Origin of the sequence: Paraburkholderia phenoliruptrix (genome assembly GCF_902859825.1) — a bacterium.
GTDB classification, from domain to species: Bacteria; Pseudomonadota; Gammaproteobacteria; order Burkholderiales; family Burkholderiaceae; genus Paraburkholderia; species Paraburkholderia phenoliruptrix.
This window is the reverse complement of the sequence record NZ_CADIKB010000001.1, coordinates 415,899-439,501: the sequence shown is the minus strand read 5'-3', so window position 1 is coordinate 439,501 and position 23,603 is coordinate 415,899. Positions and strand designations below refer to the sequence as shown.

At 61.1% G+C, this 23,603-nt stretch carries 20 protein-coding genes and 2 pseudogenes; 8 read left to right on the top strand and 14 right to left on the bottom strand.

From position 1 onward, the window contains the following. Positions 1–304 precede the first annotated feature (304 nt). Both HV711_RS02020 and HV711_RS02015 read right to left on the bottom strand, forming a co-directional pair. Positions 305–1,006 (bottom strand): nitroreductase, encoded by a 702-nt coding sequence (locus tag HV711_RS02020; protein WP_035480330.1) that lies wholly within the window; start codon positions 1,004–1,006, stop codon positions 305–307. Between the two features lie 151 nt (positions 1,007–1,157). Then, entirely contained in the window at positions 1,158–2,288 is a 1,131-nt protein-coding gene (locus tag HV711_RS02015; protein ID WP_013590548.1) for a porin, read from the bottom strand. 455 nt (positions 2,289–2,743) lie between these two features. On the opposite strand from HV711_RS02015, the gene HV711_RS02010 reads away from it, so the two are divergent. Continuing rightward, the gene (locus HV711_RS02010) at positions 2,744–3,295 is read left to right on the top strand and encodes a 4-hydroxylaminobenzoate lyase (RefSeq protein ID WP_035480328.1); all 552 of its coding nucleotides are present in this window, start codon (positions 2,744–2,746) and stop codon (positions 3,293–3,295) included. A gap of 55 nt (positions 3,296–3,350) precedes the next feature. Here HV711_RS02010 and HV711_RS02005 read toward each other — a convergent pair. From HV711_RS02005 to HV711_RS01980, 6 genes and pseudogenes are all read right to left on the bottom strand, one after another. Then, positions 3,351–3,830, bottom strand: a pseudogene (locus tag HV711_RS02005) (MFS transporter); the annotation flags it as partial. 566 nt (positions 3,831–4,396) lie between these two features. Continuing rightward, positions 4,397–5,371 carry a LysR family transcriptional regulator gene (locus tag HV711_RS02000; RefSeq protein ID WP_035480326.1) on the bottom strand — a complete coding sequence of 325 codons (975 nt, stop codon included), beginning with the start codon at positions 5,369–5,371 and terminating at the stop codon, positions 4,397–4,399. A 15-nt stretch (positions 5,372–5,386) separates the two neighbouring features. Beyond that, positions 5,387–6,646 (bottom strand): NAD(P)/FAD-dependent oxidoreductase, encoded by a 1,260-nt coding sequence (locus HV711_RS01995; RefSeq protein WP_175144967.1) that lies wholly within the window; start codon positions 6,644–6,646, stop codon positions 5,387–5,389. 4 nt (positions 6,647–6,650) lie between these two features. Then, the gene (locus tag HV711_RS01990) at positions 6,651–6,974 is read right to left on the bottom strand and encodes a 2Fe-2S iron-sulfur cluster-binding protein (RefSeq protein ID WP_028360799.1); all 324 of its coding nucleotides are present in this window, start codon (positions 6,972–6,974) and stop codon (positions 6,651–6,653) included. Between the two features lie 28 nt (positions 6,975–7,002). After that, positions 7,003–8,439 (bottom strand): glutamine synthetase family protein, encoded by a 1,437-nt coding sequence (locus HV711_RS01985; protein WP_014972099.1) that lies wholly within the window; start codon positions 8,437–8,439, stop codon positions 7,003–7,005. Between the two features lie 54 nt (positions 8,440–8,493). Next, positions 8,494–9,810, bottom strand: a complete 1,317-nt coding sequence (locus HV711_RS01980; protein ID WP_035480323.1) for a Rieske 2Fe-2S domain-containing protein — start codon at positions 9,808–9,810, stop codon at positions 8,494–8,496. 383 nt (positions 9,811–10,193) lie between these two features. Here HV711_RS01980 and HV711_RS01975 point away from each other — a divergent pair, with 383 nt between their 5' ends. Further along, positions 10,194–10,925: a GntR family transcriptional regulator gene (locus HV711_RS01975; RefSeq protein WP_014972101.1), complete on the top strand. Its 732-nt coding sequence runs from the start codon at positions 10,194–10,196 to the stop codon at positions 10,923–10,925. A gap of 68 nt (positions 10,926–10,993) precedes the next feature. Here HV711_RS01975 and HV711_RS01970 read toward each other — a convergent pair. After that, a pseudogene (locus HV711_RS01970) lies at positions 10,994–11,134 on the bottom strand (SDR family oxidoreductase); the annotation flags it as partial. Between the two features lie 83 nt (positions 11,135–11,217). After that, positions 11,218–11,877: an HD domain-containing protein gene (locus tag HV711_RS01965; protein WP_082201449.1), complete on the bottom strand. Its 660-nt coding sequence runs from the start codon at positions 11,875–11,877 to the stop codon at positions 11,218–11,220. A gap of 183 nt (positions 11,878–12,060) precedes the next feature. Between HV711_RS01965 and pdxR the strand changes: the two genes are divergently transcribed. Next, positions 12,061–13,470 (top strand): MocR-like pyridoxine biosynthesis transcription factor PdxR, encoded by a 1,410-nt coding sequence (gene pdxR / locus HV711_RS01960; RefSeq protein ID WP_035480322.1) that lies wholly within the window; start codon positions 12,061–12,063, stop codon positions 13,468–13,470. Positions 13,471–13,979: 509 nt separating this feature from the next. Here pdxR and HV711_RS01955 read toward each other — a convergent pair. Further along, positions 13,980–14,687, bottom strand: a complete 708-nt coding sequence (locus HV711_RS01955; protein WP_035480321.1) for a nitroreductase — start codon at positions 14,685–14,687, stop codon at positions 13,980–13,982. Positions 14,688–14,807: 120 nt separating this feature from the next. Next, positions 14,808–15,773 (bottom strand): LysR substrate-binding domain-containing protein, encoded by a 966-nt coding sequence (locus tag HV711_RS01950; protein WP_035480320.1) that lies wholly within the window; start codon positions 15,771–15,773, stop codon positions 14,808–14,810. A 463-nt stretch (positions 15,774–16,236) separates the two neighbouring features. Between HV711_RS01950 and HV711_RS01945 the strand changes: the two genes are divergently transcribed. Both HV711_RS01945 and HV711_RS01940 read left to right on the top strand, forming a co-directional pair. Then, positions 16,237–17,040, top strand: coding sequence for a DUF72 domain-containing protein (locus tag HV711_RS01945; RefSeq protein WP_035480318.1), 804 nt, complete (start codon positions 16,237–16,239; stop codon positions 17,038–17,040). Between the two features lie 140 nt (positions 17,041–17,180). Beyond that, positions 17,181–18,299, top strand: coding sequence for a 3-deoxy-7-phosphoheptulonate synthase (locus tag HV711_RS01940; protein ID WP_028360791.1), 1,119 nt, complete (start codon positions 17,181–17,183; stop codon positions 18,297–18,299). A gap of 191 nt (positions 18,300–18,490) precedes the next feature. Here HV711_RS01940 and HV711_RS01935 read toward each other — a convergent pair whose 3' ends face one another. Further along, positions 18,491–18,769, bottom strand: a complete 279-nt coding sequence (locus HV711_RS01935) for an HU family DNA-binding protein (protein ID WP_006049832.1) — start codon at positions 18,767–18,769, stop codon at positions 18,491–18,493. 350 nt (positions 18,770–19,119) lie between these two features. On the opposite strand from HV711_RS01935, the gene HV711_RS01930 reads away from it, so the two are divergent. Continuing rightward, the gene (locus HV711_RS01930) at positions 19,120–19,503 is read left to right on the top strand and encodes a hypothetical protein (RefSeq protein ID WP_035480354.1); all 384 of its coding nucleotides are present in this window, start codon (positions 19,120–19,122) and stop codon (positions 19,501–19,503) included. A gap of 176 nt (positions 19,504–19,679) precedes the next feature. After that, positions 19,680–21,653 carry a putative bifunctional diguanylate cyclase/phosphodiesterase gene (locus tag HV711_RS01925; RefSeq protein ID WP_035480316.1) on the top strand — a complete coding sequence of 658 codons (1,974 nt, stop codon included), beginning with the start codon at positions 19,680–19,682 and terminating at the stop codon, positions 21,651–21,653. A 19-nt stretch (positions 21,654–21,672) separates the two neighbouring features. Here the strand turns inward: HV711_RS01925 and HV711_RS01920 are convergent, their stop codons facing one another. Continuing rightward, positions 21,673–22,401, bottom strand: a complete 729-nt coding sequence (locus HV711_RS01920) for a DUF899 family protein (RefSeq protein WP_028360788.1) — start codon at positions 22,399–22,401, stop codon at positions 21,673–21,675. A gap of 253 nt (positions 22,402–22,654) precedes the next feature. Between HV711_RS01920 and HV711_RS01915 the strand changes: the two genes are divergently transcribed. Beyond that, a complete protein-coding gene (locus HV711_RS01915; protein WP_028360787.1) occupies positions 22,655–23,581 on the top strand; it encodes a LysR substrate-binding domain-containing protein in 927 nt (308 codons plus the stop codon). The last annotated feature ends 22 nt before the right edge of the window (positions 23,582–23,603 follow it).

Below are 23,603 nucleotides of genomic sequence, written 5' to 3'. Positions count from 1 at the left end.
GCGACAGCCGACTTTCAATTCGATTGATGCCCGGAACACGGCCAACGAAACAGTGTTTTCTGCCAAGGCCGGCTTGTGCGGGCCTGGCAGGCTTACAAGCAGGACGCAGCATGTGGTCACGCTGCAGAGGCTGCTTTTCAATTCATGGTGGGTTGCATGCCATGCATTTCGGTGTTGACGATTGATCGCTTGTGACCAGATTGACCATGTGGCCCGCTGAACCAATTTGCGCGCCTGCAGCCTCTCGTATGCAGAGGCCACCGTCCTCATCCGAGGCGAATGCGCGACGACACCAGACGAACAGCTACGAGTCGAACCCGAGAAACCGCGCGAAGTTCTCAACGGGTTCGCGTCCGGTTTCCAGACGGCTGACTGGGGAGTTGCAGTCAGACAATCCCATACTCATTCCACACACCACTTCATAGTTCGCAGGAAGCGCCAGGTGTTCCGCAATCACCTTCTGGAATCTCGCAAACGAAACCTGCGGACACGTGTCGAGACTTACCGCTTGTGCTGCCACCATGACGGTCTGTATAAAGATGCCGTAATCCAGCCAGCTGAACTTTGTCAGCGCTGAATCGATTGAAAAGATCAGGCCCACAGGCGCGCCAAAGAAATCGAAGTTTCTCGCAGTCACACGGGCACGCTGTTGTACATCGTGCTTGGGCACACCGAGCACACCGTAATATGCGGCGCCAAATGCTTCCTGCCTTCTTCTCATCGCTTCCGGCAAAACCTCGGGCATGTGCGTGAGCGGAGGGTGGCGATTCTCTTCGTGCGCCTGCTTCAGAACATCGCTCAAAGCGGACTTTGCCGGCCCGGCGAGAACATCGACCCGCCAGGGCTGCGTGTTCGAATTGCTCGGCGCATAGCTTGCCACTTCAAGAATCTGGTCAATGACGTGTCGCGCAATTGGATCGGGTCTAAAAGCCCTGACGGCCCGGCGTGATCGAATCACCGAGTCAACCACACGCGCGTCAGGGTTGGTGTTACGGTCGGTTCTCATAGGTCAATGCCAATTGATAGAGTGCCGCCCACACCACTTGCAGATAACGAAGCGCGTGGCGGCTGCATAAATGGATGCGAATCCGCACTCGTAAAAGGCATCGCAACTGAACACATCGCGATACCGTGAAAAGTTGAGGTACTGCACCGGATCAGAACGTGTGCCGCATACCCACGATTGCTGCGAGCTGTCCGACGCCCGGCGCAGGCGTCGTCCCGCCGCCGCCCGCGCTGACCGAATAGCGGGCGTGCGCGCTGTTCCACAGATAAGCGACATTGCCGTATACCGCTGTCCTCTTCGACAGGAAGTAAGTTGCCCGCATGCTCGCCATGGTTGCGCGTGCATTGTGCTGCTCGACGAGCACGCGATACGCCTCTCCATCAAGCGCAAATGCGGGGGTCACGTAGTACTGCGCCCCAATAAAGAAAAGATCTGAGTGCACGTCGCCGCCGGGCGCATTGCTTTCCACGCGACGACTTAACCATCCGGCGCCGAGCTTTACACCCGCAACATTCACATAGCCATTTGCCTGAAGACGTGCGTCCTTATCGCCACTAGAAGACGTCTTGAATGGCACTACGCCGTCAAAGAAGCTGGCGGCCGCATTGGTGCCGCCACGCTGCTCGTCATACGCGGTCGCGACGCCAAAGTAGGTGCCGTCGTACTTGAGCATCGCGCTCCATTGCCGGCACTGGTTGACGTCGCCGGGCACCTGACCCGCGCAAGTGCCTTGCCCGGGTGAATTGCCCGTGCCCGTGCTGTCGCGTCCAAACGACCATGACGCCCCGACCGTTAAGCCGTGGAACTTGCCCTTGTAGACGATGGTGTTGTCGCTTCTGGCGTTCGGTATATACGCGTCAAGTGCGCCGATGCCATAGATGTCGGGACCGAGAATGTCCGCATCGGAGATCGCCCAGTACGTCATCGTGTACTGGCGGCCGAAACTCAGCGCACCCCATGGCCCTTCCAGTCCCACCCACGCCTGTCGTCCGAACAGGCGGCCGCCCTGCCCCGAGTCGCCGCCACGCATGTTGAAGCCGCTTTCAAGAACGAAAGACGCCTTCAGTCCACTGCCGAAGTCTTCAGAACCACGCATCCCCCAGCGCGACGGCAATTCCCCGGTGATGCCCGGCATGCGCACGACATAGCCTCCTGCAGCATTCGCGTGGGACACGTATTCGACGCCCGTATCCAACACGCCGTAGAGCGTCACGCTGCTTTGTGCACATGCCGAAGCGCTGAACAGTCCCGCCGCCAATATCGCCGACCTGCCACATTTCATGAAGTCTCCTCGACCGCGTCTCGTATGTTTGAATGACGAAGCTGCTCGTCACGAATGCATGGCGGCGAGATTAAGGTCGGTCAGTGAACACGACAACGGGGAAACCCCTAAAGCGAGAGGCCGTCCGCAATGAAGAGGAAAAATGCGTCGGGCAAATCCTTCTCCGATTGGAGCAGGCAAGCCAGGTTTTCTCTCAATGGTCCAAAACACTCAAAAAATCTCAGATGAAAAAAACGAACATCCGCCAAGGACGCCTCAATTCCAGTTCTGCGCTGAAATGTCTTCAATCCAATATTGAACAATGTGAATCGATGGGTTCCGCGCCTCACGCACGACGTTTAAGACACTCAGCCTCATATGAATCCCGTGCAATCCGGCGTTGCAGAAAGTTCGCTTTATTAGCCGTCTCCCCTATGGCATCGTGAACGCGGCATGCATTTCAAGGAGAAACTGGAATGTCGCAAACTGCAACCATCAGCAATAAGGATCAACTCGTCGCGCGCTGTCTGCCGTTTCTTGAGGAAGTGAAAGACATGACGACGAATACGGAAGTCGAGCAATGGCTGAACTCGAAGTATGGGGTCGATAGCGATTTGTATAAGGACCTTGCGCGACTGATCAAGATCGGCGTGCAAGAGGGTTGGGCCGCCGACGTCGAAATCGCGGGCCCCCGATATCGGCGCGCTCGACTCGTCGATCCTTGCGCGGCTACTTTCTTCTTCAGCATCACCGCAGTGCTGATGGATAGCACCGGCAACACGCAAAACAATCCGGAGAACAGCTTCCGCGGCGACTATCATGCTCACCCGTATGGCGAGTTCAATATGGTCGTGCCAGTCGACGAAGGCGCCGCACTCGCCGGGCCGAACGGCTGGTGCTATGGCGGTTGGACGGCGCCCGCGCCGGGCAGTCATCACTATCCCGAGGCGAAAGGCGGCGCAGTGATTGCGCTATTTTTCCTGCCGGCAGGCCGCATCTCGTACAACTACGATGCGCCGGCGAAATAAAGTAAAGCGAGCCTCGCTGGAGGCTCGCCTGTTTGTTCCCGCTCACCGTCCGCCGTCAATGTAAAAGCGATTCACGCTCCGATGATTCCACTGCGGCCGTGCTCGAACTCGTCGCCTGCTTGATCAGTAACGCGACGCACGACACCGCGCCCGCTATGGCGACCACCGTAAAGATGCTTTCCAGGCCGACTTGCTGTCGGGACAACTCCGCGACAAGAAACGAACCGGCAATTCCGCCGAAGCGCCCGACACCGAGCATCCATGCAACGCCTGTCCCGCGCCCCGCTGTGGGATAAAAGGCCGCGGCGAGCGCTGGCATCGACGCCTGTGCCGTATTCACTAACGCGCCCGCGACGAACACCGCGCACATCAGCAGCCCGAGATTGCCGACCGCCTGGCCGATCGCGTACACACTGACCGCGCCGAGCGCATAGGCAGCGGCTACGACGCGATTGGGGTTGAAGCGGTCCATCAGCATCCCGCATAGCACTGTGCCTACGCCGCCAAGCGGAAACAGCGCGGAAACCAGCGCCGCACGCGAGACCGAACAGTGCCGCACTGAGCACCGGGGCGAGCGCTGCTTTGCCGATGTGCCATTCCTGCAGTAGCGAAGGTGCGATAAAACCGATCGCGGCGGTATCGAATCCGTCCATCAGCACGATCAGTAAGCACATTGCAAAGATGAGCCGCTGAAACGGCGAAAAGGGATGCTCGTTGATGAGCACTTGTACATCGACTGGTCTTGTCTCTTCTATTGCGTCCTCGCGGAGATTGAACTGCCGGCGCGGCCCGCTCGTTGTGACGCTTGCCGGTTTGATTGAAAAGCCATCCGCTCTCGCGGTTCGCCAGAATGCCGATACCTGATGAGATGGCAGGTATCGACGGGGACCAAGCTTAGGATCGCCAAAACACCTCTACAACCCGGCAAATCGCGCAAAGGGGGCAATGAGCAAGCACGCGCATCGCCGATTCGTTCGCGCGATGCGTGCGCGTTGCGTAAAAAAAGGCCGCGCTTTGCAGGGTCTCGGCGATGTTGACACAGCACTGCTCGCCGGCTCGCGAGCCGTGAATTGTTTGCATAGGTATCTTGAACGAATGGGTTCAGCCAGCACGAACCTGTCGCGCGACATCCGCAAGCTGTTGTCTCAGCCATTGCAGCGCTGGATCCGCGTCATTGCGCTCATGCCATACGGCCCGCACCGTCACGTTGGGACATTCATAGGGCGTTGCGCACATCTTCAGTTCGCCATAACGTTCGAGTTCCCGAGCGAGCGACGACGGAACCAGTGCGAGCATCTCGCTATGGCGAAGCAGTGCGGGAATCGCAAGCGAGTGCGCGACGGACATGCGCATGCGCGGCATGTCGGGCGTGTCGGCGAACGCCCGGTTGAGCGCATCGCGATCGAACATCTCCGATTGCCGCGCCAGGCCACGTTCGACAATAAAGCCGCTTACGGCGCCCTCTTCCGAGCCGCCTTGCGAGATCGCCACGAGTGGATACGCGAGAAGATCTTGCTGCGTAACCGGCCGCTCGGCAATCGGATGGTCGCGGTTCACCAGCAGTACGTCTGTCTGCTCCCACAACGCCATCGAGCGAAAGCGCGCTGGTACGTCCGCGAAGATGCCGATTGCAATATCAATTCGGCCTACGTCAATCTGACCTGCCAGATCGAGCCGCGTAGACGGCCGCACGACCAGGTCCGCGAGCGGCGCCTCCGCGCATAGGCGCTGACTCAGCCGCCCCAATACGAGGGACGTGATGTAGTCGTTCGCAGCCACGACAAACTTGCGTTGCGCGACCTGCGGATCGAAGTCATCCACACCCAACGCGGCCACAATCTGCTGTAGCGCGCCGCGCACCTGGCCTGCCATGCGCAGCGCGCGCACGGTCGGCTCCATTCCTCTCGCGGTGCGCACGAACAGATCGTCCCCGACTACCTCACGCATGCGCGCGAGCGCATGGCTGATGGCTGACTGGCTCAGGTTCAGACGCTTGCCCGCCAGTGCGAGGTTGCGGTCCTCGAATACCGCGTCGAACACGCGCAGCAAATTGAGGTCGATCCGGTTAGCGGACATGGCTCTCACCCGCTCTCATGATGCCGCTCCATGCGCGACGCCGACGTCGCGGTTCGCGAATGCCTTGAGGTCGAACCCAGGGTCGGCGAGGTCTTCCACGCTTAGCCGCGTACCGGCTGAGAGCAGCTTGCGTGCGAGCATATGGTCTTGTGGCCGGTTAATGCTGTCCACAGCGACGAGCGTGTCGTCGCGAAAGTAGAACAGCGAAAACTTGCCTTCGTCGATAGAGCCGCGCACCGCGAAATCGGTGAACCCCGTATTGACACCGGCCATTTGCAGCTTCAGATCGTATTGATCCGACCAGAACCAGGGCACCGCGCGGTAGGGCTCGGATCGCCCGAGGACCGAAGCGGCCGCTGTCCTCGCCATATCGTTTGCGTTCTGCACCGACTCGATGCGGCAGGCGGCGCTGCCAGCCGGCGCCCAGTACGGCACAAAAGCCGCACAATCGCCGGCGGCGACGATCGACGGGTCACTGGTGCGCGCACACGCATCCACGACGATGCCGCCCGCCACCTCCAATCCGCAGCCCGCAGCCAGCTCTGTATTCGGCAGCACGCCAATGCCGACCACGACGAGATCGCACGACAACCGCGCACCGTCATCCAGCTCGACGGCGACGCCGTCTGCTACATCGTGAATAGCGACTACTTTCCGTCCCAGCGCAAGCGACACGCCGTGCCTCGTGTGAGCGCGCTGCATGACGACGGAGATAGATGGCGAAGCAACGCGGGCAAGCACGCGCGCCTCGGTCTCGACGACCGTGACGTCGAGGCCCTTCTGACGTAGCGATGCAGCTGCTTCGAGGCCGATGTATCCGCCACCCACCACGACCGCACGCCGCGCGGTTTGCGTGCGCTCAACGAGGCGTCTGGCATCACGCAGATCGCGCAAGTAGTAAACAGCATCGTGCGACGCGCCTTTGCAATCGAGCTTGCGCACACGCGCCCCTGTGGTCAGCGCAAGATGGTCGTAGGCGAGCCGCGCACCGTCATGCAATTCGATCTCTTTGCGTTCGCGGTTAATGCGCAGTGCGCGCGTCGAAGGCATCCACTGAATTTGCATTTCACCGTAAAACGCTGGCGAACGCAGCGGCAGACGTTCTTTCGCGAAGCTGCCCGTCAGAAAACCTTTGGATAACGGCGGACGCTGATAGGGCGCGTGAGGTTCGTCGCCGATCAACACGATATCGCCGTCGTGACCCGACTCTCTCGCGGATGCCGCGAGTTGCAGCCCCGCGTACGACGCGCCGACAATCACAAGCCTGGGTTTCATGATCTCATCCCTGCTTTTCGGGGATCCGCACGACAAGTCCGCTCATCGTCGACGCGACGACGAGCTGGCAACTGAGCCGGCTTTCCGGACGACGTTCTGCTGCCACGCCTTCGAGCAGTTCCTCCTCTGCATCGTCGGGCGCCGCAAGCTCGGCCGTCGAAGAAGGGTCGATATAGACGTGGCATGTCGCGCACGACAGGCACCCGCCACACTCGGCCTCGATGCCGCGCACATTGTTATGGATCGCGGCCTCCATCACGCTGGTACCGGCGGGTACTTCTATTTCAGTGCGTTGACCGTCGCGCAGAATATAAGTGACGATAGGCATCACATGTCTCCTTGATGATTGAGCGCACTCAGAACGTTTCGAAGTACTCGCGGTGTTCCCAGTCGGTTACTTCGAGATTGAAGCGGTTGATCTCTGCTTCCTTGAGCTTGCAGAAGTAGTCGATGAAGGCGCTGCCGAAACCTTCGCGCAGGCATTCGTCCGCACGCAGTGCGTCGAGCGCGTCGCCGAGTGAACGGGGCAGCGATTGCGCTTCAGTCTCATACGGCGTATCCGCTGAAGGCGGCAATTCCAGCTTGCGCTGCAACCCGTCGAGCCCCGATAGCACCTGCGTGCCGAAATACAGATACGGATTCGCCGTAGGTTCGCCGACGCGGTTCTCCACGCGCGTCGCCGGATCGTTCGCCCCGCCCAGCACGCGCAGCATGACGCCGCGGTTGTCACATCCCCAGTTCGCGCGATCGGGCGCATTTGAATACGGCCGATACCGCCTGTAACCGTTGATTGTGGGCGTCGATAAAGCGGTCGCCGCTTGCGCATGGGCGAGCAGCCCCGCAAGGTACCCTTGCCCAACAGACGACAGCGGAGCAGTCGCATCGGACGGCATGAACGCGTTGCTGCCGTTGTCGATATGCACGAGCGACTGGTGCAGATGCCAGCCGCTCGACACCACGTTCGGAATACGCGGCCTGCACATGAAAGTCGCGTGATAGCCGTTGCGCTGGCATATCTGTTTGACAGCGCTGCGAAAGAGGATCATGTCGTCGGCGCTCTTGATCCCCTTCGTCGGCGCAAAGGTGAACTCGAACTGACTCGGTCCGTACTCGACTTCGAGTGACCGCACCGGAAGCTCAAGTCCGTCGATCCCGTTGCGCAGCATTTCCATGACGTGATCGACGGCGTCGTATCGCAGCTCCGTCAGGTACTGATAGCCATGCGACAGCAGTTCGACATCGGGCGGCAAGCCGGGCTGGCCGGAATGCTCGGGCTTCATATTCGGGTTCGTGAGCTTGAACACATGAAACTCGACCTCGAGGCCGCTGACCAGTTCGAACCCCTGATTCGCGAGCCGCTCCAGCGCGCGACGAAACAGATGCCGCGTGCCGAACGGCACAGGCCTGCCGTTAGGGAAGTAGAGATCGCAGAGCACCCAGCCCGTATGCGGTGCCCAAGGCAAAATTCGAAACGTCTGCGGATCGGCGATCATCAGCGTGTCGCACGCTCCCTGCATCTCGGGCATGCCGAATCCACCGCCCGCGGTGAAGACCGGAAACACGGTGCGATGCGACGTATCCTTGGCAAGCAGTGTGCTCGTCAGCGTCACGCCGGATTCGAAGGCCTTGATTGCATCGTCGACGACAAGCGTCTTGCCGCGCAGCAGTCCATGCTGGTCGGGAAACGAGAATCGCACGACCTGTACGGCACTTTCCTTCAGGCGCTCCAGAAGCTGCGCGAAGGCCGCGTTCTGCGCGTCGGTCCAAAGACCATGGGTTTTAACGAAAGACATGTCTCTTCCGCGCAGCCTGAAAGCCGCGCGCTCCGTTCCGGTTGGGACAGGGGCTCAGGCCTTGGGCGTGGGCCAAGGGGCGGCAGCGCGGCGGCTGGCGTCTGCTTCCTTCCAGTACTCGTCCCACCGCTCAGCGGGAGCAATGCCGTCGATCGACGCGGGCCCGGTCAGATGTGCCGCCGCCTCATCATCGATCACCATCAACGTCTTCTCGCCGGCTTGCGTCTTTTCTATTGCGTCGACGAGCAGCCGCCGGTACGCAATGATTCCCTTGTCAGTCGTGCCCAGATGCTCTCGCGTGCGATCCTGAATGGGCCCTTGCGATTCCACCGCCCACTGATCGTGCACGTTGATGTCGAAGCCCATACCTGTGTACGTTTGCGTCAATTGCTCGTGCACGTCGAAGCCGTAGTGGTTGCGCTTGTTCCTGCGCGATGTGTAGTCGGGCAATTCGTACAGTTCGAGCCGCTGTTCACGCATCTGCTGCTTGTTCGTCGGCGCGCCGAAGCTCGTGAAGATCGCGTACCAGTAGCAGTTCTCGTCGTCGACGGGAACGTGCCACTGCGTAATGGTCATCTCAGCGCTCATCGGAATCACAAAGGCCTGAGGGAACACGACGTTCGTTACACGCACATGCGTGTGCTCGTCGTCGATCGGTCGCTTTGCGATTAGCCGAAGACCGTAGTCGGCGGGGCTGACGAGAATTTCAGGTGATTCATATTCGCGCAGCACCTTGGTAATGGGCATATTCGAGTCCGCCGACGCGCCGCGAAATTGCTTGCCATAGCTTGCGCTCACATCTTCGTCTTCAAAGAACCGATGAAGAAACGATGCGTGCGCGGGGTCGATGCCTACCTCGAGTGCCTGCAACCAGTTGCATTCGAATAGTCCCTTGAACGCGAATGTGTACTCGTTCGGCGCCGCGAAACAGTCGAACTGGGGGAATGCCGGTGGCTCACCTTTGCCGATGTAGGCGAACAGAATGCCGCTGCGCTCGATAACCGGATACGCGCTCTGACGAACCCGCTTGCACAGCGAACTCCCAACCGGTTCTCCCGGCGTGGACAGACACTGGCCGTCGACGTCGAAAAGCCAGCCATGAAAAGCGCAGCGCAAGCCCCCTGCTTCGAGTCGGCCGGCGGCGAGATCCGCGCCGCGGTGCGGGCAATCCCGGTCGAGCATTCCGTAACGGCCCTGTTGGTCCCTGAATACGACGAAGTCCTGACCCATCAGTCGCACCGCGCGTACCGGCCGCACGTCGGGGAGCTCCTCCACGAGCGCGACCGGTTGCCAGTAATTGCGTAACAGTTCGCCTGCCGGCGTGCCTTTGCCGACGCGCGTGATCGCGTCGTTTTGCGCGGAACTCATCATGACACTGTCTCCTTGGTTGGATGCAAACGATCGTGCATTGCATGCAGCGTCTCGCTTGATTTATGCAAAGACTATGTCATTGAATCCACGTTTTCAATCCCTGCATACATTACTGCTTGCCCGCGACTGCTTTTCAGCTTGCACCCTGAGGCCGTGATCGCACTTAATTTATTGATTTTGCGTATATTTTTGACAGATTAGTCGTTTTCCCTGGTGCGAGTCTCTCTAGCCAATGCCTAGGATTCTCCCCGTCTTTGCATACAGTTAAGAACATGACCCTTCAGTTGTCTTCACCGTTGAACCAACGCTCAGCTACAATGCAAAAGCAAGCCGGGCACTGCGCAAGACGGCACGACGCCTTCGGGGGCAAAGGAGAAGCAGAAATGGAGACGCAACAGGAGCGGGTGCTGGTGCATCTGCGCGACCTCATACTCAAGGGTGAATTCGCCCCTGGCGAGCGCCTCGGCGAGGTGGCCCTTGCCGAACGGCTGCAAGCGTCGCGCACGCCGGTCCGGCTCGCGCTCACCACGCTGGAACAGGAAGGACTCGTCGAGCCGTCGCCCGCAGGCGGTTACGTGATGCGGCGTATCACCGCGGCGGAAATCGCCGACGCGATCGCCGTGCGTGGACATCTGGAAGGCATGGCAGCGCGCCTCGTCGCCGAGCACGGCGTGCAGCGTCAGTTAGCGAACAGTCTGAACGAATGTCTGCGCGCTGGCGACCGCCTGCTCGCGAAGTCGGAACTCGATCTCGACGATTACGCTGCATACACGGACATGAACAACCGTTTTCACAAGCTGATCGTCGAAGGTTCGGGCAACGCGGCGCTGATTCGTGCAATCGACATGAACAACCGTCTGCCGTTTGCCGCAGCCAGCGCAATGCTGCCGATGCAATCCGCGATCGAGGAAGGCCGCCAATGGCTTTTCATGGCACACCAGCAGCATCACAGCCTCGTGCAGGCGATGGAACGCGGCGAAGGCACGCGGGCGCAATCGCTCGCCACTGAGCACGTGCAGATCGCGCAACGCAATCTGACCTACGCTCTCGAGCGGCCCGAGGTGTATCTGAAGCTTGCGCCCGCTTTGCAACTCGTCGCCGAAGCGGTTTTGTAGAGATCGCTTCGGGTAATATGAATCGAGGGGGTGTCGTTGCCCTCGCGTATTCGAGAGCAACGGGGCTGTCAGAATGACGCCTTCCCTACCGACGCACCACCGTCAACAAATAAGGTCTGTCCAGTGATAAAGCCGGCATCCTCGGACAGAAGAAACGCCACGGACGCGGCCAGTTCCTCAGGCTTGCCGAAACGCTTCATCGGCACGAGCTTGCTGGCGCCGGTGACCAAAAATGTTCTTTTGGGCATTGCAAAACCTTATAGATGTAGAGTTGAGCCCGTTTGCGGCCCAGTCAACCCCACCGGGAATTCAGAATGATGCTGCACAGGTTCACGCGCTCGAAGCTGGGATCCTTGTGCGCCAGAAAATCGTCGTTGAACGTGCCGAACGTGGTGCCCGGACGATGCTTCATCCCGTCGTAGAAAGCATCAATCATCTTGCCGGCGAAATCGGCGCCGCGCGGATAGGCCGCGACCACCGCCGCGCGCTGTTCCTCCGAAAACGCATCGAAGCCCCGTCCCGCCACATCCATACCGGCGCCTGCTTGCACCAGCGCGATTTCACCGTCCATGTACTCGGGAATGCCCGGCGTCGTGTGGAGCGCCACAGCGGCCCACACCCTGGCCACGTCCACCTCGTCGATATGATGACTGCGCAGAAAATCGCGCGCGGCGTTGGCGCCGTCGACTTCAAAACGCAGTTCGCTGTCGCGATAGGCCGACGTCAGGCCGATGTCGTGGAACATGGCCGCGACATAGAGCAGCTCCGGATCGAAGGCGATACTCTTGCGTTTTCCCAGCAGCGCGCCCCACAGGTAGACCCGTGTCGAGTGGTTAAACAGCAATTCGCTTTCGGTGTCGCGAATGAGCTCGGCTACCTCGCGCGCCAGTTGGCTGTCCGGAATGACGACGCCGGGCATGTCGTGCGCCAGCGCGGGTTTATCCTGCTTCATCGGATTCCTCCTCCAACTGTAGGGAGCGTGCGATTCCTGCAGCACGCCTGACTTTCTGACCTCACCGCCTCGTCGCTGATCCCGCCGGGGAACTGCCCGGCGGCGTTATACGGAGAAAGTTACGCTTTCGTCGGGTTATGGAAAAGGCCCAAGTTCGAACGATCCGCATGTACCATCGCGTCCATGACAACGCTTTCTGTCCGCCTGGATCGCTCCGGACGCACCTCTCTATCGGCGCAAATTTATGGCTCCCTTCGCGATGCGATCCAATCGGGCCAGCTTGCCGCGGGCGCGCGGCTACCCTCGTGGTCGGATCTTGCCGCGCAGCTGGGCGTGTCCCGGGGCACCGTGCGGGCCGCCTATGAACGACTGATCGACGAGCAGTTCGCCATCGGCCTGGGCGCGGCCGGCACCCGTGTAGCCGCGCGGCCGGTTCCCGCGACGGCCGGATGGTCGCCGGAGGCGCCGCCGCTGCCAGACCTGTTCTACGATTTCAGTTCGGCGCCTTTGGCGTTTCAAATGGGGGTGCCTTCCCAGGACGCCTTTCCGTTCAAGCTCTGGTCACGTATTCAGGCACGCGCCGCGCGCCGGGCGGCAGCGGCTCCCGTCGGCTACCCCGATCCACGAGGCGAACCGGATTTGCGGCGGGAGATCGCCGCATATCTCGGTGTCTCACGCGGGCTTCGATGCAGTCCCTCCCAGGTTTTCGTTACGGCAGGTTTCTCCGGCGCGCTCAATCTCACGATTCGCGCCCTCAGGGTGGAAGGCAGACAGGCCTGGCTGGAAGACCCGGGCTTTCCGCTGACGCGCATGGCGCTCGGGCTGGCAGGCATGACTGTGGCAGCGGTGCCGGTGGACCCGGAGGGGATCGATATCGACGCTGGCACGCGGATCGCGCCCGAAGCCGCCCTCGCGGTGGTGACACCGGGTCAGCAGGCGCCGCTCGGGATGACGATGTCCCTCGCTCGACGGATTTCACTGCTCAGCTGGGCCAAACGGCACGACGCGTGGATCGTCGAAGACGATTATCTCGGCGAGCTCCAGCTAAAAGGACGGGCCACACCGGCGCTGGCCTCGCTCGATCGCGATGGACGAGTGCTGCACATCGGAACCTTCAGCAAGACAATCAGCCCGGCCTTGCGCCTGGGATTTATTATTGTCCCGCCGGACATGGCGCGCCGCTTCGGCGACGTCGCGGCGTGCCTCGCGCCCGCCCCGGCTGCATCCGTGCAGCACGCCGTCACCGAGTTCATGCACGAGGGACACTATCTCCGCCATCTGCGACGGATGAAGCGTCTCTACGCTGCCCGGCAGGCGGCCCTCGTTCGTTGCCTGCAGGACCAGGCGACGGATTCCCTCAAGGTGCAGGCGGCCGCCGGCATGACCGTCGTGGCCGCGCTTGCCCCATCCGTATCGGATGTCGATATCGCTTTGCGGGCGCGAGCTTTCGGGTTGGCTCCCGTTCCTCTCTCCCCGTGGTACATGGACGATCCAAGGCGGCAGGGGCTACTGCTGGGCGTGACAAATCTGGATGAAACAACGCTGGCCGCCAACTGTTCCCGCCTGCAGGAACTCGTTCGCGGGCGCCATTGACGGACTAGCGACAACCTGCCTCTGCCTCGCATCTTGGTGCATCGAAAATGTTCGTTCCTGGTGCTTTCGCGTGCTCAGCCCACACACGGGAATGCGGAAGCACACACGGGAGCCCGATTTTCATGAACATTCGATCCATCGCAAGAGCCGCCTGTACCGCCATGGCCTTCGGCATGGCCGTGCCGGCAATCGGGCACGACACCCTACTGCCGCCTGCCCATGCGCTTGCGCCTAGTCATCGCTCCCGCGCGGCTGGCCGCCGCGTTCGTTGACGGCGCATTCAGTTGCGGCGTGGTGCTGCCGTGGATACACGCCGCGACGAGCAACCAGCAAACATATGCGCGTGAGAGGCTGGCGCATCACGCGCATGTAGCCGATGTCCGTCAGACGCATCGGGTGCGACGTCAAGCCACGTCGTTTTCGGCAGGCGCCGTCCCGAACACGTCGCCCTGAACCGATCGTGGTCGGGCAGCAGCGACTTTTCCCAAGCGGTAAGCTTCGTTGCCTCGTTAGAGCCCGTAAAACGATGCAAACTCGTCAACGGGTACCTTCGGCATCTGCGGGCGTCGCTTTGCCCAGTCAGGATCGCCGTAACCCATTGCCATCGTGCAGACTACCAGCTCCTCGGGGCCGAGAGTCAGCTCTTCCCGAATGACTGCGTGATAACGCGAAAGAAACTCCTGTGTGCAGGTGTCCAATCCCCGTGCCTTTGCCGCGAGCATGACGTTCTGGATGAACATGCCGAGGTCCAGCCAACTGCCTCTCTCCAGACGCCGATCGATCGTAAAGATTAACGCGACGGGCGCGTCAAAGAATCGGCAGTTCCGCGCCGTATTGGCTGCGCGGGCTGCAACGTCTTCCCGACCGATACCCAGGGACCCGAAAAAAACCGCGCCGAACTCGCGTAGACGCGACGCGAACGGCTCAGGTAATGTCTTCGGAAGGTAGCGATACTCGGACGAGTGATCACCTGGGGAAGTCTCGTGCGCAGTACTGATCGCATCAATCAGCTGCCTTCTTGCGCTGCCGGCCGCGACGTGAACGCGCCAGGGTTGAACGTTGGCACCTGTAGCGGCGTAACGCGCCGAGTTGAGAATTCCCTTCACAATTGCCGGGTCGACCTCACGATTCAGAAAGAACCGGTTGGCAAATCGGCTGATCATGACTCTTTCGAGTTCGGTCAAATCAAGTGCTGTTTCGATTTCATCGGTCAACATGTCAAGAGCCCTTCAATGGATACCTGGTTGCAGGCTACACGGCCAGCCCGGTTCCAAGAAGTGCATTTTTCTGAAGAGCTAAATGCATGACATGCAGCTCTGTAAGCCTGCCCACCCGCGCTACGCGGCCTTCGTCGCGGCCGCCGCCACGGCCGCGTCTAACAACATGGCACGCAGCCAGGCATGACCCCGATCCTCCGTATGCCGCTCGTGCCAGATCATCTGCAGCGCGCGCGTCGTCGGTTCCCATGGCAGTTCCGCTGCGTAGACCGTGCGCGATTGCGTGAAAAGTCGGGCGAGCGGCGCCGGCACGATCGCTGCCATTTGCGTCCCGGCGAGCAAGCTCGGGATCGCGAGGAAGTGTGGTTGGACGATCTTGAAGTCGGGCCGCTTGCCGATCGATTCGAAGGCCGCTTCCAGCGCGGTGCGATCGAACATCTCTGTCCTTCTCGTCAGTCCGCGCTCGGAGAGGAAGCCATCCTCGGAAACTCCGGTTGAGACCACCAACAGTGGCAGACTGGCGAAATCTTTCAGGCCAATCTCCCATCCCGCGAGCGGGTGATCGGAGGCGATCACCATCATGTCCCGTTCTTCGAACAACACCTTTTCTTGAATTCGGGGTGGCACATTCGAAAACGATCCAAGTGCGATTTCGACCCGGCCCACATCGATCTGAGTGGTCAGATCGATCCTGCTCGCAGGCAACAGCGCGATGCCCGCGTTGGGCGCGGCGAGCGACGTCGCACGAAGAAATCTGGGCAAAATCACCGCGGTGACGTAGTCGGTCGCCGCGATGCAGAATTGCCGCTGCGTGCTGGCGGGGTCGAACTGCTTCGGTCCGATTGCACGCTCAATGACTACGAGTGCGTCCCGTACGAGCGGCGCCATCTCCAGCGCGCGGGCCGTGGGTTCCATCCCGGTCGCCGTTCGCACAAACAGATCATCATCGAGAAATGCTCGCAGACGCGACAGTGCGTGGCTGACTGCGGACGGACTTAGATTGATCGCATCGCTTGCACGAAGAACGTTCCGTTCCCGAAGGATCGCATCGAACACACGCAGCAAGTTCAGATCGAGGTTACTCATCGCAATAGTTCTGTTTTCGCGTCAACAGTCTGTTCAACTCTATGCGGGGTTCGCACGTCGCCAGGTCCGGCGTCGGTGCTTCGTCCGATTAAACATCAGCCCGTCAATCTATAAACTTGCTGACTAGCAAGTCGATCGCTGGACCTATAGGCGCGATCATGCCCGTTTTCTTGTCCTGGGACCGTTATACACGGGAAGCGTCGCTGCATAATAGCTGAGCGAACCGCATGCCCACGGTCGGAAAAACAATCGCTGACTTTTTCCACGAAGAATATCCCTTGTTTTAAGCGTTCCGCGCTTGCATGGCGAACTGCCGATTGCTACGCTAGGCGCTAGCTTAAGACGGTGCAGTAACACTAACGCGACCCGCAGCTCATGCCTGCATGGACGCACGGTACAGCTATCGAGGTGTAGTCGACACCTGAGCGCCCCAAGGCAACGCGGGTTACGAGGATAACGGCATATGGCGACACCCACGAAACCGCGAATCCGGGTTGGCATTGGAGGCTGGACCTATGGCCCATGGCGCGGGGCGTTTTATCCGCCGGATCTGACGCAAAAGCGCGAGCTCGAATACGCGAGCCGCCAGCTGACAACCATAGAAATCAACGGCACGTTCTACGGTTTGCAAAAACCGGCGAGCTATGAAAAGTGGTATCAGGAAACGCCGGAGAATTTCGTCTTTTCGCTGAAGGCGCCGCGTTACGCGACAAATCGAAAAGTGCTGGCGGACGCCGGCGAGACCATTGAGCGTTTTTTCGCGAGCGGCGTGCTGTTGCTCAAGCAGAAGCTCGGGCCTATCAACTGGCAGTTCGCGCCAACCAAGAAATTCGACAGCGAAGATTTCGAGGCCTTTCTGAAGCTGCTGCCGGCGAGCATCGAAGGGGTGAAACTCCGCCACGCCATTGAAGTGCGTAACGAAAGCTTCAGGACGCCTGAGTTCATCGCGCTGGCACGCAAATACAAGGTCGCCGTGGTGCTGGCCGGGGACAGCGACTACCCGCAAATCGCCGACGTCACCGCGCCGTTCGTCTACGCGCGCATCATGGGCACCACCGACAAACAGGCCATGGGCTATTCAACCAAAGCGCTCGACGCATGGGCCGAGCGCGCGCGCCAACTGGCGGCGGGCACGACGCCCGGCGATCTGGAGACCTGCGGCAAGGCTCCCGCGAAAGCCGCCGCGCGCGACGTTTATCTCTATGTGATCAGCGGCTTCAAGGAACGCAATCCGGCTGCGGCGATGGCGCTAATCGGGCGGCTTTAAGCAGCGCCCAGCACCCTCGCACAGCGCCGTTTCTCGGCAGCGGCACGCGAATGTCATAATCCCGGCAGCGCATCACACGCCACCCCATTCATATTCAAGGCCGCGAGGCCAGCTCACATCGACAAGTCCGGGAGAATACCTTGAGCGCCATCGACAATCCTTTGCACGACCAGGAAGTCGGCTCGGCCGACGCCACCCAGGACACCACGCGCATCGACGACGTGCGCATCGGCGCCGTCCGCCCGCTGATTTCCCCTGCTCTCTTGCAAGACGAGCTACCCGTGCCGCCCGCGGTGCAATCGCTCGTCGAACACACCCGCGTGGAAATCGCGGACATTCTGCACGAGCGCGACGACCGCCTCGTGATGATCGTCGGGCCCTGCTCGATTCACGACCACGACCAGGCCATCGACTACGCGCACAAACTGAAAGCCGCCGCGGATGCGTACAAAGACGACCTGCTGATCATCATGCGCGTGTACTTCGAAAAGCCGCGCACCACGGTCGGCTGGAAAGGCTATATCAACGATCCGCGTCTGGACGGCAGCTTCCGCATTAACGAGGGCCTGCGTCTCGCGCGGCAATTGCTGCTCGACATCAACGGTCTCGGCTTGCCCACCGCCACCGAATTTCTCGACCTGCTGAGCCCGCAGTACATTGCGGACCTGATCGCCTGGGGCGCAATCGGTGCGCGCACAACGGAAAGCCAGAGTCACCGGCAGCTGGCTTCCGGCCTCAGCTGCCCCATCGGTTTCAAGAACGGCACCGACGGCGGCGTGCAGATCGCTGCTGACGCAATCGTCGCCGCACGCGCGAGCCACGCATTCATGGGCATGACGAAAATGGGCATGGCCGCGATTTTCGAAACGCGCGGCAACGACGACGCCCACGTGATTCTGCGCGGCGGTAAGAAAGGGCCGAACTACGACAGCGCTTCCGTGGCCGCAACCTGTGCGGCGCTCAAATCAGCGGGCTTGCGCGAACAGGTAATGATTGACTGCTCGCACGCGAATTCCGGCAAATCGCATTTGCGTCAGCTGGATGTGGTTCAGGATCTCGCGCAGCAATTGTCGGCGCAGGAGCGCCGCATTATCGGCGTGATGCTTGAAAGTCATCTGGAAGAAGGCCGTCAGGATCTGAAGGCCGGAGAGCCGCTGCGTTACGGCGTGTCCATTACGGATGCCTGCGTCAGCTGGGCGCAAACCGAACCGGTGCTGGAAACCCTCGCCGAGGCGACCCGCAAGCGCCGCGCGGGCTGATGCCACAAGCCGCCTGAGTGCGGCAAGCCGGCTCGAGACAAGCCGCGCACACGCGCCGCGCCATCCGCCGATGAATTCGTCTGATCGGGGCTGGGCAGCGCGTGATTCTTCGCACCCGAGGCGTCGCTCGCAGTGCCCTGACAGCATGATGCGGGGGGCAGTGCGGACGCTCCGGCGCGAAGCGCGTTGCATTACGACGCGTTGACCGCTTCCTTGAACGCTTTACCTGCGGTGAACTTCACCGTCTTGGCCGCGGCGATCTGGATCTCGGCGCCCGTCGACGGATTGCGGCCCACGCGTGCTGCACGCGCGCCGGTCGAGAAAGAACCGAAACCGACCAGTTGCACCGTATCGCCACCGACCACGGCTTTGGTCACCGCTTCAACGATAGCGTCGATGGTTTGGCCAGTGGCCGCTTTGCTTTCGCCCGTCGCTGCGGCGACTGCATCAATCAGTTCCTGTTTGTTCATAGCACTTCCCGTATGGTAATCATGGAACCGGCGCTACATCTGTCGCGCCGGGACCGACACACTAACGCATCCGCGCGCTTTCGCGCAAACCCTGCGTGTAAGCCTTGTTTCACCCGTCCACGGGCGATTTGACGATTTTCGCGGGCAAAGTGCCATAAGAATCGCGCGCTTACGTGTTTCTCCGGCTTGACCGGCACGAGCCTTGAATCACAATCCGTTGCAATTTCAGGGCTTTAGCGAGCGTTAAAGCGCGCGCACAGCGCTTTTTGACCGGGTTGGCGTGCCGCGCGCGAGCGCCGGCACTCGCCTTGCAAGGCGCCGTGCAAGCCGGCAATCGGGAGAAAGAAAAAATGAAATTTCGCCATATTGCAACAGGTGTCCTGGTCGGCACGCTCTTTTGCACGAGCGTTTTTGCCGATGAAAACGGCTGCGCGACGCTCGCGCGCGCGGGCACCGCAAGCACCCCGCAGCCTTTCCAGGTGCGCGACGGTGAGGCGGTGGACCTCATAAGCGGGGCGAAAACGGTGCACGGCAAGTTGCTCGTGTTCGGCGCAAATGGCGTATTTCGCGCTTACTGGCAGCCGGAGAACAGCGCCGAAAAGTATGTTCTGGCGAATGCCGGCGAGAATGCCGTGCGCCTCGTTTCCACTCCGCCGCAAGGCAGCCCGGCCACGCACGGCGAACCCGGAACGACGCTCGGCCCGTTGCGCGTGCTGTCCTGCCCGACGCTTTGAGCGCCATCACGGGTCAAATTTACTGAAATGATGCGGTATAACACGGTGCCGCGCGGCACACGCGCGTCGTTATTACCGAATACCGACACCGAGCACCGGGTCTAGCGCGCTCAAGGTCCGACCGGCCCTGCCGATATATCTAGCTGCGTATGCGGCGCAAACGTTAAAGGACAGGAATGGTTGCAATAGCCAGATTGAGGGAAGCGTTGTCTGTTGCCGAAGGAGACCCCGAACTCGTGCGTTCGCAGGTGCAGGCATTCGGCCGCCAGATTCCGCTCCTTTACTTCATCCTGATCGTCAATACGATGGCCGTCACGGTCACGCATCTGCGCAGTGCACCGGCGTGGATGACAATGTACGTTCCGGGCGTGCTATGCGCGCTGTGTATCGTGCGATGCGTGCGCTGGTGGCGCGGCCGCAATCGCGTGCTCACTCATGACAAAGCCGTACCGGAGCTGCGCAAACTCATCTGGATGGCCGGCATTTTCGGCATTGCGTTCACCGCCTGGTCGCTCATGCTGCTGCCCTACGGCACGCCCTACGAACAGGCACAGGTGGCGTTTTATATGGCGACGACCGTGGTGGGCTGCGTGTTCTGCCTGATGCACCTGCGCGTGGCCGCGTTGCTGTTGCTCTCCATTGTCATTCTCAGCTTTGCGACGTTTCTCGTCTTCACGGGGTCTCCGGTTTTCATCGCAATGGCCGTCGACATGTCGCTCGTCGGACTCGCCCTCGCGTTTATCATCGAACTGTATTACCGGTCGTTTGCCGGCGTCGTGCATACGCAGCGCGATTTGCAGGCGAGTCAGGAGAAAACCCAAAGGCTCAGCGACGAGAACTTTCGCCTCGCCAGCATCGACAGTCTGACCGATCTGCCCAACCGCCGCAGTTTCTTCGCCTCCCTGCGGGCGCTGTCCGAGCAGGCGCTCGCGACGGACGGGGCCTTCAACGTGGGACTCATCGATCTGGACGGCTTCAAGCAGGTCAACGACATTTACGGCCACGCAAGCGGCGACCTCGTGCTGCAGGAAGTGGGCGCGCGGCTCCTTGCGCTCGCGGAGCCCGGCATTTTCTTTGCGCGGCTCGGCGGCGACGAGTTCGGCGTGCTCGCGCAAGACCGGCAATCGAAAGATGCGCTGCTGGAATTAGGCCAGCGCATTTGCGACTCACTGAGCCAGCCTTATCGCGTTGGGGGCAATATTGCGGAACTGTCGGGCACGATCGGCTGGGCCGCATTTCCGGACGCAGGCAAGACGGTCACGCAGGTGTTCGAGCGCGCCGATGCCGCGATGTACGTGGGCAAGGAAAGCCGCCGCGGCACCGCCGTGATTTTCTCGACCGAACACGAAACGCGCATTCGACGCTCGAGCCTCGTCACGCAGGAACTGCGTCATGCCGATCTGGAGTCCGAACTGTTTCTCGAGTTTCAGCCGATCTCGGATGTCGTGACGCGACGCACGATCGGGCTCGAAGCACTTGGCCGATGGCACAACCCGCGGCTCGGCGCAGTCAAGCCGGAGGAGTTCATCCGCATCGCGGAGCGCACCGAACTCATTTTGCGCATCACCGAAGTGCTGCTGCACAAGGCGCTCGCGGAAGTGCCGCACTGGCCGTCCGAGCTTTATCTGTCGTTCAATCTTTCGGCTATCGATATTTCGACGTCGGCACGTGCGCGCCGGCTGATCGACATTGTCGCGGCGAGCAGCGTGCCGCCGCACCGCGTGTCGTTCGAAATTACAGAGACCGCGCTCACGCGAGATTTCGAACAGGCCCGCTCCGCCCTCACGATGATCAAGGCGGCAGGCTGCCGCGTTTCGCTCGACGACTTCGGCACCGGTTATTCCAGCCTCAGCTACGTGCACCGCCTGCCGTTCGATTCGATCAAGATCGACCGCAGTTTCATGACGGACGTCGATTCCAATAGCGCGTCGAAGAAGATTGTCAAATCGGTGCTGGATCTGTGCAAGAACCTCGGGCTGGAATGCGTCGTGGAGGGGCTCGAAACGTCGTCGCAAGCGGAGGTCGTCAAGGCACTGGGCGCCCGCGCGGTGCAGGGCTATCTGTTCAGCCCGCCCATGCGTTCGGGCGCCATCTCCAGCTATCTGCAATCGGCGCGCGAACAAAGTCAGGCGAACGACGCCCCGCACTGATCGCGATGCCGCGAGCCGGCTAACGCGGTGCAGCGTCGTATTCGAGCTTCGGATACCAGTCGCGTCCGCGGCCGCCCGGCGTCATATCGAGCACGGTCCACAAAGGCATGACGTCCGGCGCGCCGCGTGGATCCTGCCCCGGGTCGGCGGTCCACGGGCCCATTTCCTGGGCCCAGAAGTGCCGCACCGTGCCGCCGGACCGCGTGAACACGTTGAACGCCGGGACGTCGTCTCCGTCGGGATCTTCGCCCGCATAGTCGCGGTTGAACGTGTTCCCCGCCGACGAATAGAGCCGCAGATACCGCCAGCCGCGGTGCTTCGCGAAAGCGGCGAGCTTCTGGATAGGCGAGCGGCCGATGACCGCAAACGCGACGCGCTGCAAAATGTCGGGCATTTCGCCGTCGTAAGCGCTCAGCAGCGAAGTGCACATCGGGCAAGGGCGCTCGCGCCTCGGACCGAACATCCAGTTATAGGTGACGAGCGTGTCGTGAGCGCCGAACATTTCACTGAGCGTGACCGGTCCCGCCTCGGCTTCGAAGCGGTAGTCCTCCGGCACCACGCCGCCCAGCGGCAGCGCGCGGCGCTGTGCGGCGACGCGCTCGATATGGCGGCGCAATTCTATTTCTTCAGCAAGCAGGTCGTTGCGTGCCCGGCGATATTCGGCGCTTTCGCCGGGGAAACGGCACGGCGAGTCCGCCAGTTCGCGGGCCGGCCTGAGCTTGGGTGCGGCTTCGTTCGGTTGAGTCATCTGCCATCTCCTGTCGAGAAGAAGAACAAGCAGGCGGCCCGCGGTATGCGCAAAGCCGCCCTATGCACACGACGATCTACTCTGCAGCGAATCGACATCCCGCGCGAAGAATTTTTCACGAGGGCGCTGAAGGCGGGCCTTTGCGCACTGCAATGAAAAGCCGCCGGAAAATGATCCGCACGTCGCGGTATGCTGTCGCCAAACCGCACGCACGCGGCCTCGCTCGCGTGGCGCCGTCATATGAGGATGCAACATGCCGCTCCGTCTGCCGCCCTTGCCCGCGCTTCGTTTTTTTGAAGCGGCGGGCCGGCATCAAAGTTTCAAGCTCGCCGCCGCCGAGTTGAACGTCACGCCCAGTGCCGTGAGTCACGGCATTGTCGGTCTCGAGGAGGCGCTTGGGGTCGAACTCTTCGTGCGCGAGCCGCGCGGCATTTCGCTGACGGCAACGGGCGCCGACTATCTGTCGTATGTTTCCGAGGCGTTCTCGCTGATCGCGATCGGCACGCAGCGTCTGCCGAATCATCGCGCGAACCGCCCGATTGCGCTGAGTTGCGCGCCGACATTTGCGTCGCGCTGGTTGCTGCCGCGCTTGCCGCATTTCAGGGCGCGTTGGCCGAAAGTGAATGTGACGGTCGACACGTCGCATCGTCAGGTCGGTTTTCCTGTTGACGGATTCGATTTCGCCATCCGCCTGAGCCGCGCTCCGGTTGCGGGCTCCGCGTGGACGCGGCTCTTTGGGGAACAGCTCGTACCCGTATGCAGTCCCGGCTATCTGGAGTCGCTGCGCGATGTGCACGGCACGCCGTTGTTAAGCAATGCGACACTGATTCATGTGAATGCCGCGAGCGAAGACTGGCAGACCTGGCTCGAAGCCACGGGCGCGGAGCACGTGGATCCGGACGCCGGCTTGCGGGTCGACACGATCCAACTCGCATTCGAAGCCGCGAGCATGGGACTTGGCGTTGCACTCGGCCGCAGGCCGCTGGTGAATCGCGACCTCGAAAGCGGCGCGCTCGTGCAAGCCGCATTCAACACGGTCAACTCGGCCACTGCCTATTGGCTCGTCAGCGCGGAGAACGCCGACCGTCGGCCCGAACTGCTTGATTTCCGGCAATGGATACTGGCGGAGGCGGCGCAGTTCTCGTGCGACACGAGCGTCGATGCGGCCGCGGCGCAATAAGCGCCGGCGGTAACCGCACGCA

Bases quoted from the DNA above. Each gene is read 5' to 3' on its own strand.
- HV711_RS02020 (WP_035480330.1), bottom strand. From the start codon at position 1,006: ATGAGAACCGACCGTAACACCAACCCTGACGCGCGTGTGGTTGACTCG.
- HV711_RS02015 (WP_013590548.1), bottom strand. From the start codon at position 2,288: ATGAAATGTGGCAGGTCGGCGATATTGGCGGCGGGACTGTTCAGCGCT.
- HV711_RS02010 (WP_035480328.1), top strand. From the start codon at position 2,744: ATGTCGCAAACTGCAACCATCAGCAATAAGGATCAACTCGTCGCGCGC.
- HV711_RS02000 (WP_035480326.1), bottom strand. From the start codon at position 5,371: ATGTCCGCTAACCGGATCGACCTCAATTTGCTGCGCGTGTTCGACGCG.
- HV711_RS01995 (WP_175144967.1), bottom strand. From the start codon at position 6,646: ATGAAACCCAGGCTTGTGATTGTCGGCGCGTCGTACGCGGGGCTGCAA.
- HV711_RS01990 (WP_028360799.1), bottom strand. From the start codon at position 6,974: ATGCCTATCGTCACTTATATTCTGCGCGACGGTCAACGCACTGAAATA.
- HV711_RS01985 (WP_014972099.1), bottom strand. From the start codon at position 8,439: ATGTCTTTCGTTAAAACCCATGGTCTTTGGACCGACGCGCAGAACGCG.
- HV711_RS01980 (WP_035480323.1), bottom strand. From the start codon at position 9,810: ATGATGAGTTCCGCGCAAAACGACGCGATCACGCGCGTCGGCAAAGGC.
- HV711_RS01975 (WP_014972101.1), top strand. From the start codon at position 10,194: ATGGAGACGCAACAGGAGCGGGTGCTGGTGCATCTGCGCGACCTCATA.
- HV711_RS01965 (WP_082201449.1), bottom strand. From the start codon at position 11,877: ATGAAGCAGGATAAACCCGCGCTGGCGCACGACATGCCCGGCGTCGTC.
- pdxR (WP_035480322.1), top strand. From the start codon at position 12,061: ATGACAACGCTTTCTGTCCGCCTGGATCGCTCCGGACGCACCTCTCTA.
- HV711_RS01955 (WP_035480321.1), bottom strand. From the start codon at position 14,687: ATGTTGACCGATGAAATCGAAACAGCACTTGATTTGACCGAACTCGAA.
- HV711_RS01950 (WP_035480320.1), bottom strand. From the start codon at position 15,773: ATGAGTAACCTCGATCTGAACTTGCTGCGTGTGTTCGATGCGATCCTT.
- HV711_RS01945 (WP_035480318.1), top strand. From the start codon at position 16,237: ATGGCGACACCCACGAAACCGCGAATCCGGGTTGGCATTGGAGGCTGG.
- HV711_RS01935 (WP_006049832.1), bottom strand. From the start codon at position 18,769: ATGAACAAACAGGAACTGATTGATGCAGTCGCCGCAGCGACGGGCGAA.
- HV711_RS01930 (WP_035480354.1), top strand. From the start codon at position 19,120: ATGAAATTTCGCCATATTGCAACAGGTGTCCTGGTCGGCACGCTCTTT.
- HV711_RS01925 (WP_035480316.1), top strand. From the start codon at position 19,680: ATGGTTGCAATAGCCAGATTGAGGGAAGCGTTGTCTGTTGCCGAAGGA.
- HV711_RS01920 (WP_028360788.1), bottom strand. From the start codon at position 22,401: ATGACTCAACCGAACGAAGCCGCACCCAAGCTCAGGCCGGCCCGCGAA.
- HV711_RS01915 (WP_028360787.1), top strand. From the start codon at position 22,655: ATGCCGCTCCGTCTGCCGCCCTTGCCCGCGCTTCGTTTTTTTGAAGCG.